Source organism: Nonomuraea sp. C10 (assembly GCF_008017515.1).
Lineage (GTDB): Bacteria > Actinomycetota > Actinomycetes > Streptosporangiales > Streptosporangiaceae > Nonomuraea > Nonomuraea ferruginea.
The window spans coordinates 6,165,260-6,179,498 of sequence record NZ_VPFF01000001.1; the positions used below are offsets into that span (position 1 = coordinate 6,165,260).

Annotated in this window: 11 protein-coding genes; 1 reads left to right on the forward strand and 10 read right to left on the reverse strand. The window is 72.4% G+C overall.

All coding sequences use genetic code 11. From position 1 onward, the window contains the following. Nucleotides 1–3: 3 nt before the first annotated feature. Entirely contained in the window at nucleotides 4–1,539 is a 1,536-nt protein-coding gene (locus FR742_RS28230) for a cytosine permease (protein ID WP_148033744.1), read from the reverse strand. After that, nucleotides 1,536–2,468, reverse strand: coding sequence for an agmatinase (speB, locus tag FR742_RS28235; RefSeq protein WP_187281339.1), 933 nt, complete (start codon nucleotides 2,466–2,468; stop codon nucleotides 1,536–1,538). Before speB ends, FR742_RS28230 begins: the two co-directional genes overlap by 4 nt. Nucleotides 2,469–2,537: 69 nt before the next feature. Here speB and FR742_RS28240 point away from each other — a divergent pair, with 69 nt between their 5' ends. Beyond that, a complete protein-coding gene (locus tag FR742_RS28240; RefSeq protein ID WP_148033745.1) occupies nucleotides 2,538–4,013 on the forward strand; it encodes a PucR family transcriptional regulator in 1,476 nt (491 codons plus the stop codon). Here the strand turns inward: FR742_RS28240 and FR742_RS28245 are convergent. Genes FR742_RS28245 through FR742_RS28280 form a run of 8 tightly spaced genes read right to left on the reverse strand, consistent with a single transcriptional unit; the run spans nucleotide 4,010 to nucleotide 14,058 of the window. Beyond that, entirely contained in the window at nucleotides 4,010–6,703 is a 2,694-nt protein-coding gene (locus FR742_RS28245) for a glycoside hydrolase family 38 C-terminal domain-containing protein (RefSeq protein WP_148033746.1), read from the reverse strand. The two genes, FR742_RS28240 and FR742_RS28245, sit on opposite strands and share 4 nt — an antisense overlap. Further along, nucleotides 6,700–7,779: a Gfo/Idh/MocA family protein gene (locus tag FR742_RS28250; RefSeq protein WP_148033747.1), complete on the reverse strand. Its 1,080-nt coding sequence runs from the start codon at nucleotides 7,777–7,779 to the stop codon at nucleotides 6,700–6,702. Before FR742_RS28250 ends, FR742_RS28245 begins: the two co-directional genes overlap by 4 nt. 22 nt (nucleotides 7,780–7,801) lie before the next feature. Then, on the reverse strand, nucleotides 7,802–8,695 hold the full coding sequence (locus FR742_RS28255; protein ID WP_261808786.1) for a TIM barrel protein: 894 nt from the start codon (nucleotides 8,693–8,695) through the stop codon (nucleotides 7,802–7,804). After that, nucleotides 8,686–9,873 carry a CehA/McbA family metallohydrolase gene (locus FR742_RS28260; RefSeq protein ID WP_187281340.1) on the reverse strand — a complete coding sequence of 396 codons (1,188 nt, stop codon included), beginning with the start codon at nucleotides 9,871–9,873 and terminating at the stop codon, nucleotides 8,686–8,688. Before FR742_RS28260 ends, FR742_RS28255 begins: the two co-directional genes overlap by 10 nt. After that, nucleotides 9,870–10,940, reverse strand: coding sequence for an ABC transporter ATP-binding protein (locus FR742_RS28265; protein WP_148033748.1), 1,071 nt, complete (start codon nucleotides 10,938–10,940; stop codon nucleotides 9,870–9,872). The genes FR742_RS28260 and FR742_RS28265 overlap by 4 nt, the downstream gene beginning before the upstream one ends. A gap of 1 nt (nucleotide 10,941) precedes the next feature. Continuing rightward, complete coding sequence (locus FR742_RS28270; RefSeq protein ID WP_148033749.1) at nucleotides 10,942–11,760, reverse strand: carbohydrate ABC transporter permease; 819 nt, start codon at nucleotides 11,758–11,760, stop codon at nucleotides 10,942–10,944. Beyond that, nucleotides 11,757–12,689: a carbohydrate ABC transporter permease gene (locus FR742_RS28275; protein ID WP_148033750.1), complete on the reverse strand. Its 933-nt coding sequence runs from the start codon at nucleotides 12,687–12,689 to the stop codon at nucleotides 11,757–11,759. Before FR742_RS28275 ends, FR742_RS28270 begins: the two co-directional genes overlap by 4 nt. Continuing rightward, complete coding sequence (locus FR742_RS28280) at nucleotides 12,664–14,058, reverse strand: extracellular solute-binding protein (protein ID WP_261808787.1); 1,395 nt, start codon at nucleotides 14,056–14,058, stop codon at nucleotides 12,664–12,666. The genes FR742_RS28275 and FR742_RS28280 overlap by 26 nt, the downstream gene beginning before the upstream one ends. Between the last annotated feature and the right edge of the window lie 181 nt (nucleotides 14,059–14,239).

Below are 14,239 nucleotides of genomic sequence, written 5' to 3' on the forward strand. Positions count from 1 at the left end.
TCCTCACACGCCGGTGAGCCTCTGGGGCTCGGGCGCCGGGGCGGCGATGGGCACGATCGGCGGCACGGGCGTGTCGGCCGCGCGCACCCAGCGCGGGCCGAGCGGACCGTACACCTCGCGCGGCTCGGGGAAGGCCCACAGCAGCGCCAGGTAGAGCACCGCGGCCGTGCCCAGGCCCAGCGGCAGCGACACGTCCACCCCGCCGGCCAGGTCGCCGAGCGGCCCGACGAACTGGCCGGGCAGGTTGACGAAGGCCAGCGCCAGCAGCGCCGAGGCGAGCCAGGCGGTGATGCCGCGCCAGTTCCAGCCGTGGTCGAACCAGTAGCGCCCGCCGCGCTGCCGCCGGGTGAACACCTGCAGCGCCTCGGGGTCGTACCAGCCGCGGCGCGTCACGTACCCGAGCATCATGATCACCATCCACGGCGCCGTGCACGTGATGATCAGCGTGGCGAACGTGGAGATGCTCTGCGTGAGGTTGGCCGCGAAGCGGCCGACGAAGACGAACACGATCGACAGCGAGCCGATGAACAGCGTCGCCCGCACCCGCGAGAAGCGGGCGAACACGCTGGCGAAGTCCAGCCCCGTGCCGTACATCGAGGTGGTGCCGGTGGACATGCCGCCGATCAGCGCGATCAGGCAGACGGGCACGAAGTACCACGTCGGCGCGATGGCCAGCAGGCCGCCGACGTAGTTGGGCGCGGCCGGGTCCATGTACTCGGCGGCCTTGGCGGCGATGATCGACGCGGTGGCCAGGCCGAAGAAGAACGGCAGGATGGTGGACGCCTGCGCCAGGAAGGCGGCCGCCATCACCCGCCGCCGCGGCGTGTCCGCCGGGATGTAGCGCGACCAGTCGCCGAGGAAGGCGCCGAACGAGACCGGGTTCGACAGCACGATCAGCGCCGCGCCGATGAACGACGGCCAGAACAGCGGGTCCCCGGGCGCCAGCATGCCCGCGTACGACGGGTCGAAGTCGCCGGCGAACGCGAACACGCCGAGCACGAACAGCGCCGACGCCGCCACGACCGCGATCTTGTTGACGAACAGCATGAACCGGAACCCGTACACGCACACCACGAGCACCAGGCCCGCGAAGATCGCGTACGCGATCCCGTACATGAAGTCGTTCTGCGGCAGGCCGACGAGCCGGTGCGCGCCGCCCACGAGCGCGTCGCCCGAGGACCACACGGAGATCGAGAAGAACGCGATCGCCGTCAGCAGTGACAGGAACGAGCCGACGATCCGGCCGTGCACGCCCAGATGGGCGGAGGAGGAGACGGCGTTGTTGGTGCCGTTGAGCGGCCCGAACAGCGACAGCGGCGCCAGGATGAACGCGCCGACGAGCAGGCCGAGCACGGTCGCGGCGAACCCCTGCCAGAACGACAGGCCGAACAGGATGGGGAAGGCGCCGAGCACGCAGGTGGCGAACGTGTTCGCGCCGCCGAAGGAGACCCTGAACAGGTCCAGCGGGCGGGCGGTGCGTTCGGCGTCGGGGATGCGGTCGACACCGCGGGTCTCGATCTCGGTGATGGGGGTGCTCACTTGTACTCCTGGAGGGCCAGCAGGCTGACGAGGTCGTAGGCGACGTGGGAGGCGGCCACCGAGGTGATCTCGGCGTGGTCGTAGGCGGGCGCCACCTCGACCACGTCGGCGCCGATGAGGTTCCCTCCGGCCAGGCCGCGCAGGATCTCCAGCAGTTCGCGGCTGGTGAGCCCGCCCGCCTCCGGGGTGCCGGTGCCGGGGGCGTGTGCCGGGTCGAGCACGTCGATGTCGACCGACACGTACAGGGGGCGGTCGCCGATGCGCTGGCGCAGCGCGTCGACCACCTCGTCGACGCCGCGCCGCAGCACGTCGGCCGCGGTGACGATGCCGAAGCCGAGGCGCCGGTCCTCGTCGAGGTCCTTCTTGCCGTACAGGGGGCCGCGGATGCCGACGTGGCTGAGCGCCTCGGTGTCGAGCAGCCCCTCCTCGACGGCCCGCCGGAACGGGGTGCCGTGCGTGTACTCGGCGCCGAAGTAGGTGTCCCAGGTGTCCAGGTGGGCGTCGAAGTGCAGCAGAGCGACCGGCCCGTGGCGCCGGGCGGCGTCGCGGAGCAGCGGCAGCGCGATCGTGTGGTCGCCGCCGATCGTCACCAGCCGGGCGTCCAGCGCGGCGGCCCCCGCCTCGACGCTCTCGATCGCCTCCTCGATGTGGTACGGGTTGGCGACGATGTCTCCCGCGTCCACCACCTGGACGCGTTCGAACGGGGAGACGTCCAGCGCGGGGTGGTAGGGCCGCAGCAGCCGCGACGCCTCGCGGACCGCGGCGGGGCCGAACCTCGCTCCAGGCCGGTACGAGACGCCGCTGTCGAACGGCACGCCCACGACCGCCACGTCCGCGCGTCCGACCTCGTCGAGGCGAGGCAGCCGGGCGAAGGTGGCGGGCCCGGCGAAACGCGGGACCCTGGCTGAGTCGACGGGGCCTTTATTCATGGGCACAGTCAATGTCACGCTTCTGACCTGCGGCAATTGGCCGCGTCACGAAGTCCTACAGTGGGTGTTGTGGCGGACCACAAGGTGACGGTGCTCGACCTGTTGCGCTCCCCCGCCCTGCAGCTGCGGCTGCTCGCGGGCGAGGCGGGGCTCGGCCGGTCGGTGTCGTGGGCGCACGTGAGCGAGCTGGCCGACCCGACGCCGTGGCTGCTCGGCGCCGAGGTGATCATGACGACCGGCATCGGCGTGCCCCGTTCCGCCGCCGATCAGCGGGCATACCTGGAGCGGCTGGACGACGCGGGCGTGTCGGCGCTGGCCCTGTCGGCGCAGCTGCACGTGCCGCCGCTGCACCGGGCGTTCTTCGAGGCGGCGGAGCGGCGCGGCATGCCGGTGCTGGAGGTGCCGCTGGCGGTGCCGTTCATCGCCGTCGCCCAGGAGGTGGCCGCGGCGGTGCAGGAGGACGCCCGCCACCGGCTGGGCGCGCAGCTCCAGGTGTTCGGGGCGCTGCGCTGGCTGGCGTCCGAGGATCTCGACACGGCGACGCTGTTCAAGCGGCTGGAGCGGCTCTCCGGCTACCAGGTGTTCCTGTGCACGCCGCAGGGGCGCCCGCTGCTGCCCGGCGTGCCGGTGCCGCCGTCGCTGGACGTGCTGCCGTCGGAGCCGGAGGCGCCGCCGACCGTCCCCGGCGGTTTCGTGCTGCCGGTGCCGGCGCCCGGCGGGCCCGCGGGGTTCCTGGTGGCGTTCGAGCGCGAGGGCGCCCGGCCGGCCGGGCTGGCCGTGGTCCAGCACATCGCCACCGTGGCCGCGCTCCAGGTGGCCATGGCCAGGCACGAGCGGGAGACGCTGCGCCGCGAGGGCGCCGAGACGCTGTCGGAGCTGCTGCAGGACCTGCTCGACCCGGCCACCGCGCGCCGCCGCCTGGCCCGGCTGGGGCTGCCCACCGACACCGACGCGGTGCTCGTCGTGGTGCGCGGCGCCGATGACGTCGGCCTGCGGCGGGCGCTGGCCGACCACCCGCACCTCATGCTGCGGCGGGGCGACGACCTGTACGTGCTCGGCCCGCCCGCACTGGCCGGGCCGGTCACCGGCCTGCCGGCCGTCCGGGCGGGCATGAGCCGGCCGTTCCCGCCCGGCGCGTCCACCAGGGTGGCTCGGCGCGAGGCCGAGTGGGCGGCCACCCGGGCGGCCGAGTCCGGGCAGCCGCTGGTCGTCTACGGCAGGGACCCGACCGGGCGCTGGCTGCCGGACGACGCCGCCACCCTGGCCGCCCTGGTGGACCACGTCCTGGGCGAGGTGATCGCGTACGACGCCGCGCACGGCTCGCAGCTCCTGGCCACGGTCCGCACCTGGATGGAGCACGACCGCCGGGCCGAGGACACGGCGGCGCTCCTGCACATCCACCCCAACACGCTGGCGTACCGGCTGCGCCGCTTCGCGTCGCTGACGGGGCGCGACCTCACCTCGACGACCGCCTTCACCGAGGTCTGGCTGGCCCTCCAGGCCGCCGGCCAGCTCGGCCTGACCGACCGGGACGACCGGTCCTAGGACAGTTGCACGGTGGCGATCTCCCAGGCGCCCAGCGGAAGGCGGAGCGTGCCGTCCGTGACCTCGAGCTCGTCACCCGGACGGCCACGCAGGTCGGCACGGCGGGCGCGGGTGAAGTCACCCGTGACCAGAGCCTCCGCGGGGTCGTCCGACAGGGCCACCACGCGGAGCTCCTTCCACTCCTCACGGGCCCGCAGCGAGGTCATGACCACGCCGTCGCCCGTGACCGACAACCCCGCGGCGGGAGCGGGCAGCGGCAGGGACGGGTCGCCCGATCCGGCCACGGTCAGCAGGTCGTGCCTGAACACCTCGGCCGCGCCGGGCACCGCCGACCACGTCCCGCTGTAGGGCATGAGCGCGAGGCTCACCGACCGCAGCCCCCGTGACTGCGCCGCCGGGGTCGGCAGCTGGGGGCCCGCGGGCTCGGGCCGGAGCGCGTGCCGGTTGCGTGACAGGTAGCCGACGGAGCGCAGCAGCGTGAGCGCCAGCTCCCCGCCGTCCTCCACCAGTTCGTACTCGGTGACGTGCTCCAGCAGCGCCGCCACTCCCCCGGCGGCCACCCACGAGGAGGCCGGGTAGGTGGGCAGCGGCTCCTCGCCGCAGCCGGCCTCGGCTCTGAGGCCGCGGGTGACGACCGCGAACTGGCCTTCCGCGTGCGACTCGGCGGCCCGCTCGGGCAGCGGCACGTGCAGCCGCACCCGGTGGTCGGCGCACCGGTTGTCGAAGTCGACGCTGAGCCGGACGAACGGCTCGCCCGCGCGCAGCTCGACGCGGGTGCGGACGGCGATCTCCTCGGTCGCCTCGGTGCGGGACCGTGCGGGGATCTCCGGCGTGCCCTCGATCCCGTCGCCGGCGGCGGGCCACCGGTAGGTGCGCCACACGTCGTACGCGGCCACCAGCGGACCGGCGCACACCATCTCCACGTGCACCGACTCCGGCTCGAAGACGAACCGGTCCTCGGCCGGAGGGGCGTAGTTGTAGCTGTCGCCCACGTCGCCGCCGTCGACGATGCGCCCGGCGCCGCTGAGCGTGACGCCGCCGGCGCCGGTCAGGGTCAGGGTGCCGTCACGGTCCACCTCGACGCGGAGCAGCCCGTTGTCGAGCACCCGCTCGTCGGCCCCGACCGGCAGGGTCGACGCGGGCAGGTCGCTGGCGTGGCCGCCGCCGCGCTCCGGCCGCACGCTCGTGTGGCCCAGGGGCGGCGCCTCGACGAGCGCGGCCACGGTGCGGCGCGGCTCGGCGAGGATGCGTACCCGGGTGATCCCGGCGAGCGCGCCGCGCACCTGGTCGACGTCGAACGGCAGCCGCGACTCGCGGGCGACGGTGAACGTCAGCACGCCGTCCTCGGCGGACCAGCCGGTGATCTGCTGCCCGTACAGCTCGGTGCCGTGCACGAAGGTGAGCGCCGTGACGGGGTCCATCTCCTCGTCGAGCAGCAGCGTCGGCGCGTACTCCAGCGGCTGGATCGGCACCCTGGCGCCGGCCGGGTCGACGACCGGGTCCTCGCCCGCCAGGTCGAGCAGCACCACGCCGCGCCGGGCGGCGGGCGTGGGGTTGACGACGAGCATGCCGCCGGACGGCACGGACGCGGACAGCCGGGCGGTGACCATGTCGCGCACGGCCTGGCCGAGGTGCTCGGCCTCGGCGATGCGGGCGGCCACCTGCTGGGCGGTCTCGTCGACGCCGCAGCCGGTCACCGAGTCGTGGCCGCTGGCGTCGACCAGCCGCCACCAGGCCATGTCGAGGAACCGGCCGGGCCACTCCGCGCCCCAGAGCGCGGCCAGCGGCTCGGCGTACCGTTCGACCATCCGCTCAGCGCGGCCCATGGCCTGCTTCACGTGCGCCCGCACGGAGATGACGCCGGGCAGGATGTTGGCCCGCGCGTGCGAGCGCAGCTCACCCGCCACCCGGGGCAGCCCTTCCACGTCGGCCGGGTGCGCGGTGACGTAGCCGGACAGGGTGTCCATGCGGGCGCCGAGCCCGGCCACCATCTCGGGCAGGCCGCGCACCGGGGCCGAGTGGTCGGTGCCGTACATGGCCAGCAGCGGCCCGTCGGGCCCGTGCCAGCGGCGCATGGTCCCGACGAAGGCGGCGCCGCGCTCGACCAGCCGATCGGGGTCCTCGAACAGGTGGGCGCCGTTGCCGTAGCCGCCCGCGGGCAGGTACTGGGTGCGGATCGCGGTGCCGTCGGGGGCGACCCAGGCGAACGCGTCGGTGGTCACCGACGACGGCACGCCCCGGTACACGCAGGCGTAGGGAAGCCCGGCCCGCCTCAGGATCTGCGGCATCTGCGCGGTGTGGCCGAACATGTCGGGCAGGTAGCCGACCGGCATGGCGCCGCCGAGCTTGTCGGCCCTGGCCATGCCCAGCTCCAGGTTGCGCACGATGTTCTCGCCCGAGCAGAGGAACTCGTCGAGCAGGATCTGCCACGGCCCGACCGCGAGCCGGCCGGACTCGACCAGGGCGGCCACCCGGTCGCGGTTCTCCGGCCGCACCTCCAGGTAGTCGTCCACGCAGGCGAGCTGCCCGTCGAGGGTGAAGTGGTAGCCGGGCTCGCGCTCCATGGTGTCGAGCACCTCGTCCATCAGCGCGACCAGCCGCAGCCGGAAACGCTGGAACGGCTCGTACCACTCCCGGTCCCAGTGGGTGTGCGGGACGACGACGATCTCCCCGGCGAACTCTGCGGTCACGCTGCTTCCCCTCCGATCGGCAGGTCATGCTGTACGGCGTAGCGGGCCGCGATGCGCTGGGCGGTGACGATGTCCTCCAGCGCGCCGGCCCGGTCGGTGAGCGGCGGCGTGCCGTCGGTGACGAAGGCGTGGAAGGCGGCCAGCTGGACCTCGAACGCCTCGGTCACCTCGCGCCACTCGGCGCGGCTCTCGCCGCCGGACACCACGGTGAGAACGGTGGGCGCGTTCATCAGGTAGGGCGACGGGAAGACCAGCTCCAGCGAGCCGGCGTCGTGGTGGATGACCACGGTCTCCCGGTACGCGGGATAGTCCTCCAGGTAGTGCCACCGGATGGAGAACCGCCCGGCGGCCGGGAGCCGCCCGGAGATCTCCACGGATCCGGGCGCGTCCCCCCACGTCTCGACGTGCCCGATCTCCGCGGGCGAGCCGGTGAAGCCGCGCAGCAGCGACAGGTCGTGGCAGACGGAGCCGAGCGCGATCGCGTACAGGTCGCGGACCGGCGCGGGCGCCTCCTCGCCGAGCGCCCGCGACACGAGCGCCTCCTCGCGGGCGCGCAGCGTGGCGAGCAGGTCGGCGGGCACGTCGCGGGCCTGGGTGAGGTTGGCGAAGGCGAGCTGCGACTCCCCGCTGGGGTGCAGCACGGTCACCTCGACGGACCTGATGGCGTCCGGCCCGCCCAGCTCGGCCAGCAGCTTCCCGGCCCGGCGCACGGCCGGGTCGTACTGCTTCATGTAGCCGACCATGAGCCGGCCCTCCGGCAACTCGGCCACCTCGGCGCGGGTCAGCGCCAGCGGCTTCTCGCAGAGCACCGCGTGACCCGCCGCGAGCGCCCGGCGCACGGTGTCGCCGTGGGAGCCGGAGGCGAGCACGAGCACGGCCTCGAAGCCGCCCGCCTCCAGCATCGCGTCCAGGGAGGTGTACCGGCCGGGCGCGCCCAGCCGGTCACCGGCGGCGTCGGCGAGCGTCCGCGACAGGTCGCAGACGGCCGTCACCTCGAACAGGTCGCGACGGCGCGACAGCAGCGGCGCGTACACCGCCTGCGTGACGGCGCCGCACCCGACAAGGGCGATCTTCAAGACTGGATCCTCCAGCGTGACGTCAAAGTCCGAGTTCCCGTAGCTTCTCGCGGTTGGCGGCTTGATCGGTGATGTTCTGGGCAACTGACCGCCTGCCGGGCAGGGTGTCCTGCTCGATGATCACCCAGCCGGTGTAACCGGTCTCCTCCAGCGCCCGCACCACGCCGGGCAGGTCCAGCTCGCCCTCGCCGAGCGGGGCGAAGCCGCCCCGGCCCATCAGCTCGCGCAGGTCCACGCCGTCGTCCAGGGCGCGGGCCAGGATCGCCCGGTCACCGTCCTTGACGTGCACGTGGCCGATCCGGCCCGACCAGTCGCGCAGCGCGGTCACCGGGTCTCCCCCGGCCAGCAGCAGGTGGCCGGTGTCGAGGCAGAGCTGCACGTCGGTCAGCTCCAGCAGCCGCTCCACGTCCTCGGGGGTCTCGACGTACGTGCCGAGGTGGTGGTGGAAGGCGGGCTCGAAGCCGGCGTCGCGGCAGCGCCGGACCGCCTCCTGGACGCGGGAGGCGTATCCGGCCCACTCCCCCGGCTCCAGCCCTGGAGCGTTCCCGCCGGGGCGGGCGAAGCGCGCGGGCGAACCGGAGCAGCCGAGCGTCGGCCGGGGTTTGAGATGGTCCGGGGCGGGCGGGGCTGCGGCGAACACCTCCAGGGTGGCGTCCAGGGCGTCCAGCCCATTGCCGAACTCGCCGGCGTCGCCGTAGCGCAGGTCGGCCCAGCCGCCGGCGAGCAGCAGCCCGCCCAGCCGCTCGGCCAGGTCGTCCTTGGTGCCGAGATAGCCGATGGGGCCGAGGTCGATGCCCTCGTAGCCGGCGCCGGCGATGGCCGAGACCATCTCGGCGGAGGTCAGGGGCGGCGGCGCGTCGCTCAGCTCGAACACGCCGAAGCTCACGGGGGCGTTGGCGACACTGATCAGGCGCATAGCGCCATCACCTCGTTCTCGTAGGTTTCCAGGCGGTGCCGTCCTTCCGCGGCGGGCAGCAGCACCCTGTCGCCGCGGATGACCAGGCGCTCGCCGCCGGGGCGTACCAGGATGAGGCCGTCGGCGTCCAGGGCGAGCAGCTCGTCGCCCAGGCGCAGCAGCAGGGGGGCGTCGGGCCCGGCGGATATGGCGGTGCGGCCCTCGGCGACGGCGGCGAACACCGCGCCGGTGTCCTCGGCGAGCACCCAGGTGGTGGGCGAGCCGGGCAGGCCGTCTGCCCCGGGCCGGTGGAAGTCGCTGGCGCCGATCGCCACCAGGTCGGGATGCCAGGCGTCGGCCCAGGCCAGGGGGGCGCCCCAGCGCCGGTCCCACCAGCCGGAGTGCCAGACCTCGGCGATCCTGGGTCGCCGGGTGAGCGGCTGCAGCCAGGCGCAGTCGCCGCCGAGCGGGTGGTTGATGGAGATGAGCCCGCCCGCGCGCTCGGCGTGCGCCACCCAGGAGTCGGCCGGATCGCGGAAGTCGACCCAGCCGACGTCGCCGAACACGTTGGCGTGCCCGCGGTCGGTGGTGACCTCCTGGCCGGGCAGCAGCGCGATGCCCCGGTCGGTCTTGGCCAGCCCGGGGTGGTGGCTGACCGTGTTGTGGTCGGTGACGGCCAGGAAGTCCAGGCCGCGCCCGTGGGCCAGCTCGGCCAGTTCGGCGATGGTGAGCTGGCCGTCGCTGTGGACGGTGTGGGCGTGGAAGTCGCCGGCGAACCAGCGCAGGCCGTCGAGGTCGGGGACGTCGCGCCGCGGCGGCCGCTCGCCGTGCGCGGGCTCGGCCTCCTCCTCGGGCGGCGGGGGCGTGGTCTCGGTACGGATCTCCAGCGTGTAGTCGAGACCCTGCGGCGGGATCCGGTGCAGGCGCAGCCACACCTGCCACTCGCCGGTCTCGGGCTCGCCGGGCAGGTAGCCGGGCGTGGCCCAGCCGGGCGTGATCGTGTACTCGTCGCGGGCCCCGCCGGACCAGCCGCGGAAGCCGCCCGGCCCGGCGCAGCCCAGGTCGAGCACGCCCTGGGAACGGTCGTACGACAGCCGGACGGTGACAGCGGCGGTGCCCGCCGGCACCTCGAACGGCACCTCGCGCAGGATGCGCTCCAGCCGGTCGTCCAGGCTCCAGCGGCCCCTGATGACGGTCATGCGGCCACCAGCTCACCATCGCGGTAGACGAGCGCGCGGTCGCTTCTCGGCACCACGGCGCCCTGCTCGCCCAGCGCGGGCTCCTCACCCTCGGCCACCACGCCCTGCACCGTGACGCCGCCGACGTCCAGGGTCACCAGGTGGGACGCGCCGAGGTTCTCCAGGATGACCACGCTGCCGGTCAGGCCGCCTTCGACGGTTCCGGCCTGGTAGGTCATGTATTCAGGGCGCACGCCGTACACGAGCTTCTCCCCGTCGACCACGAGTCCTTCCGCCGAGGCGGGGACGGGCACCTTGCACCCGGCCACCTCAAGGGTGTCACCCCGGGCGACGGCGTCCAGCAGGTTCATCGGAGTCGAGCCGATGAATCCGGCGACGAAGGTGTTGGCGGGCCGCTGGAACACCTCGGAGGGGGTGCCGATCTGGCGGATGAGCCCCGCCTCCATGATCGCCATCCGGTCGGCCATGGCCAGCGCCTCGGCCTGGTCGTGGGTGACGAACACGGTGGTGACGCCCAGCTCACGCTGGAGCTTCTTGAGGAACGTGCGGGCCTCCAGGCGGAGCCTGGCGTCCAGGTTGGACAGCGGCTCGTCGAACAGGAACGCCTGCGCCTGCGTGGCCATCACCCGCGCCAGCGCGACGCGCTGCTGCTGGCCGCCTGAGAGCTGGCCGGGCCGCCGGTCCATCAGCTTCTCCAGGCCCAGCCGGGCGGCCACCTCCTCCGCCTTGGCCCGGCGCTCGCCCTTGGCGACCTTCTTGATCCGCAGCGGATAGGCGATGTTGTCGGTGACGTCCATGTGCGGGAACAGCGCGTAGTCCTGGAAGACCATGGCGACGTCGCGGCCGCCCGGCTGCACCCTGGTCACGTCGCGGCCGCCGATGACGACCGCGCCGCCGGTCGCGGTCTCCAGACCGGCGATGGTACGCAGCAGCGTCGTCTTCCCGCAGCCCGAGGGGCCGAGCAGGGCGAAGAACTCGCCGTCGGGGATGGTCAGGTCCAGCGAGTCGAGCGCCTTCACTCCACCGGGATAGACCTTGGTCAGGCCCCGAAGTTCGATTGCGGCCATTTCAGCGCTTGATCCCTCCGTGGAAGCGGAAGCCGTACTTCTTGCTGACGAACAGGTACATGAGCACCACGGGGACCGAGTAGAGCAGGCCGAACGTGGACAGCACCTTGAGGTTGGCCTGGCCGCCCTCGGTGTAGAGGGTGTACATGATCACCGCGGCGGGCTGCTTCTCGACGTCGCTGAGCAGCAGGTACGGCATGAGGAAGTTGCCCCACACGTTCGCGATCGTCCACACGGCGATCGTGGCCAGGCCGGGCCGGACGACGGGGACGACCACGTGGCGGACGATCTGCAGCGGCGAGGCGCCGAAGACCCGCGCGGACTCCTCGTACGACTTCGGCGTGGTGTCCATGAAGTCCTTGATCATGAAGATCGCGGCGGGCAGCAGGCCCCCGGTCATGATCAGGATCAGGCCCGTGTGCGAGTCGATCAGGCCGAGCTCGATGGCGAGCTGGAACAGCGGCACCATCGCGGCCGTGCCGGTGATGATCGACGAGAGCAGCAGCAGCGCGTAGAGCAGCGCGTCGCGGCCCGGCAGCCGCACCCGGCTGAGCGCGTAGGCGGCCAGCGCCGACATCACCACCACCAGGACCGCCGTGCCGATGGCCAGGATCAGCGAGTTGACCAGCGAGCCGAGCGCGTACGGGTGATCCAGGATGATCTGGAAGTTCTCCCAGGTGAAGTCCGGCACCCGGACCTCGTACGTGGGGTTCGAGGTGAACGGCGCCGAGGCGAGCCACAGGAGGGGGATCGTGAAGAAGGCCAGCAGTAACGCGACCAGCGTGTAGAAGCCGATCCGGCCGGCGACGAACCGCGTCATCCCTTCCTCCTGAGCAGCCGCAGGTAGAAGATCGCCACGACCAGGTTGATGAGCAGGATGATCGTGGAGATCGCGGCGCCGTAGCCCAGGTCACCGGCCTGGAGCGCGGTCTTGTAGACGTACACGGCCAGGATCTCCGTCTTGTTCTCCGGGCCGCCCGCGGTGAGCAGGAAGGGCCCGAAGTCGTTGAACGTCCACAGGCTGATCAGCAGCAGGTTGGTCAGGATGTGCCCGCGGATGTGCGGGAAGACCACGTCACGCAACTGCTGCCAGCCGGACGCCCCGGCCAGCCTGGCGCTCTCCAGGTGGGAGGGCGGCACGTTCCCGAGCGCGGCGCCGTAGAGCATCATCGAGAACGCGGTGCCGCGCCAGGTGTTGAAGAGGATGATCGACAGCATCGGATAGTCGAGCAGCCAGGCGAAGCCCGGGATGCCGAGCAGCGCGTTGAGCGTGCCGCTGTCGCGGTCGAGCAGCGCCACCCACAGGAACGCCACGACCGCGCTCGGCAGGATCCAGGCCAGGATGACCACGCCCTCGACGACGCTCTTCAGCGTGCCGCGGCGGTTGCGCATCAGCCAGGCGAGGGTGAAGCCGAGCACCACCTGCCCGATGACGGCCGACCCCAGCACGAACTGGAAGGTCAGCACGGTGGAGTTCCAGAACCCCGGGTCCGACAGCGCCTTGAGGTAGTTGTCCAGGCCGACGAACTGCGGCTCGGCCGCGGCGATCCCGGTCAGCCGGTAGTTCATCAGCCCCAGGTAGATGACCCAGAGCGCCGGGAAGACCAGGAAGACCGCGATGAGCGCCAGGGCGGGCGCCACGAAGGCCCCCGCCCGCAGCCTGCCCAGGCCCGCGGCGTCGGAGCTGTAGCCGCGGGCGGGCGACTCGTCGAGGGCCTTCGTGTCAGGAGGCGACGTTTGCTGCGCCACCGACGATTCCTTCGAGCTTCTTCTGGTAGTCGGCGGCCGCCTGGTCGGCGGCCGTGCCGCCGGCGACCGCGGCCGTGGCCTCCTGGAGCGCGACCGACACCTGCGGGTAGACCGCCACCGGAGGCCGGTAGGCCGTCAGCGGGAGCACCTCGTCGGAGATGTAGGTCAGCAGCGGCTCGCCGGCCAGGATCTCCTTGTTGACGTCGGTGCGCGGGGTGATGCGCACGTTGCCGTCCTTGGTCTCCTCCTTCAGCGCGTCCGCCGACAGCGTGAAGGCCAGCAGCTCGAAGGCTTCCTTCGGGTGCTTGCTGTTCGGGTTGAGCGTCCGCAGCGCGCCGCCGGACATGCTCACGAAGTCCTGGCCGCGGATGCCCTTGCCGGGCTCGATCGCCGGGATCTTGGCGTAGCCGACGACCTCCTCGCGGTCGGCCATCGGGGCGACGCCGGTCTTGGGGTTGACCACGCCGCGCCAGAAGTAGTCGCCCTCCAGGAGGATGCCGACCTTGCCCTCGGCGAACTGCTGGAACGACTTGTCGCGGCCCTTGGCCTCCTGCTGGAGCTTCGGGTCACCGAGGCCGCTGCCGCCGTAGACCTTCTGGTAGAGGCCGAGCACGTCCTTCAGCGGCTGCGCCGCGCCGGTCCACTTGCCGTCCACCTGCACCTCACCGCCGGCGCCCGCCAGCAGCGGGAGCACGCCCTGCATCGTGGTGGCCTCGCCCATGGCGGTGCCGGCGTTGATCTGGATCGGCACCGGGACGCCGGACGACTTGAGCTTCTCGCCCGCGTCGAGGACCTCCTGCCAGCTCACCGGCTGCCAGTCGGCGGGCAGCCCGGCCTTCTGGAAGAGCGTCTTGTTGAAGTAGAGCACGCGGCCGTCGGTGCCGACGGGCAGGGCGTACTTCTTGCCGTTGTAGGTGGCCAGGCCCTGGACGGCCTCCGGGATCTGCTGCCAGCCCTCCCAGCTCTCGGCCTCCGGCCCGGCGACCTCCGCCAGCGGCTTGATGTAGCCCGCCTCGGCGAACTCCCCGGCCCAGATGCCGTCGATGTCGATCACGTCGGCGCCCTTGCCTGACTTCAGGTCGAGGGAGAGCTTGGTCTTGTACTGCTCGTCGTCGACGCCGCTGGGAACGAACTTGACCGTGACGTCCTTGCCCTTGGCCTTCTGGGCCTCCTCGAACTTGGGGATCACCCAGTTGGCCATGTGGTCGGCCGCCGCCGCGTTCTTGCCTCCGGCGATGGCGTTCTGGGCGATCGTCAACTCGATGGCGCCGCCTTCGCCGCCATCACCGGACGACTGGCCGCACGCGGCCAGTCCCAGCGCGGACGCGGCGAGCACCGCGACCACACCCATCGACCTGTTCCGCACCATTCTGCAAACCCTCCGACACGTCCATAAGGGAGGAAGTCAGGGCCAATATGTCATGACATGTATATGACGTAAAAGTCCTGGCTGATTCCGGGGAGCGTGCCCACGGGGCCCTTCGGAATACGGCACGGGGCACAGTTGAGAAACATAGCGGACATCCGTATGTCATGACAATATGCCATAG

Excerpts from the sequence above, each read along its gene's own strand:
- FR742_RS28255 (WP_261808786.1), bottom strand. The coding sequence starts at position 8,695 with ATGCGCCTGATCAGTGTCGCCAACGCCCCCGTGAGCTTCGGCGTGTTC.
- FR742_RS28270 (WP_148033749.1), bottom strand. The coding sequence starts at position 11,760 with ATGACGCGGTTCGTCGCCGGCCGGATCGGCTTCTACACGCTGGTCGCG.
- FR742_RS28280 (WP_261808787.1), bottom strand. The coding sequence starts at position 14,058 with ATGGTGCGGAACAGGTCGATGGGTGTGGTCGCGGTGCTCGCCGCGTCC.
- speB (WP_187281339.1), bottom strand. The coding sequence starts at position 2,468 with ATGAATAAAGGCCCCGTCGACTCAGCCAGGGTCCCGCGTTTCGCCGGG.
- FR742_RS28260 (WP_187281340.1), bottom strand. The coding sequence starts at position 9,873 with ATGACCGTCATCAGGGGCCGCTGGAGCCTGGACGACCGGCTGGAGCGC.
- FR742_RS28265 (WP_148033748.1), bottom strand. The coding sequence starts at position 10,940 with ATGGCCGCAATCGAACTTCGGGGCCTGACCAAGGTCTATCCCGGTGGA.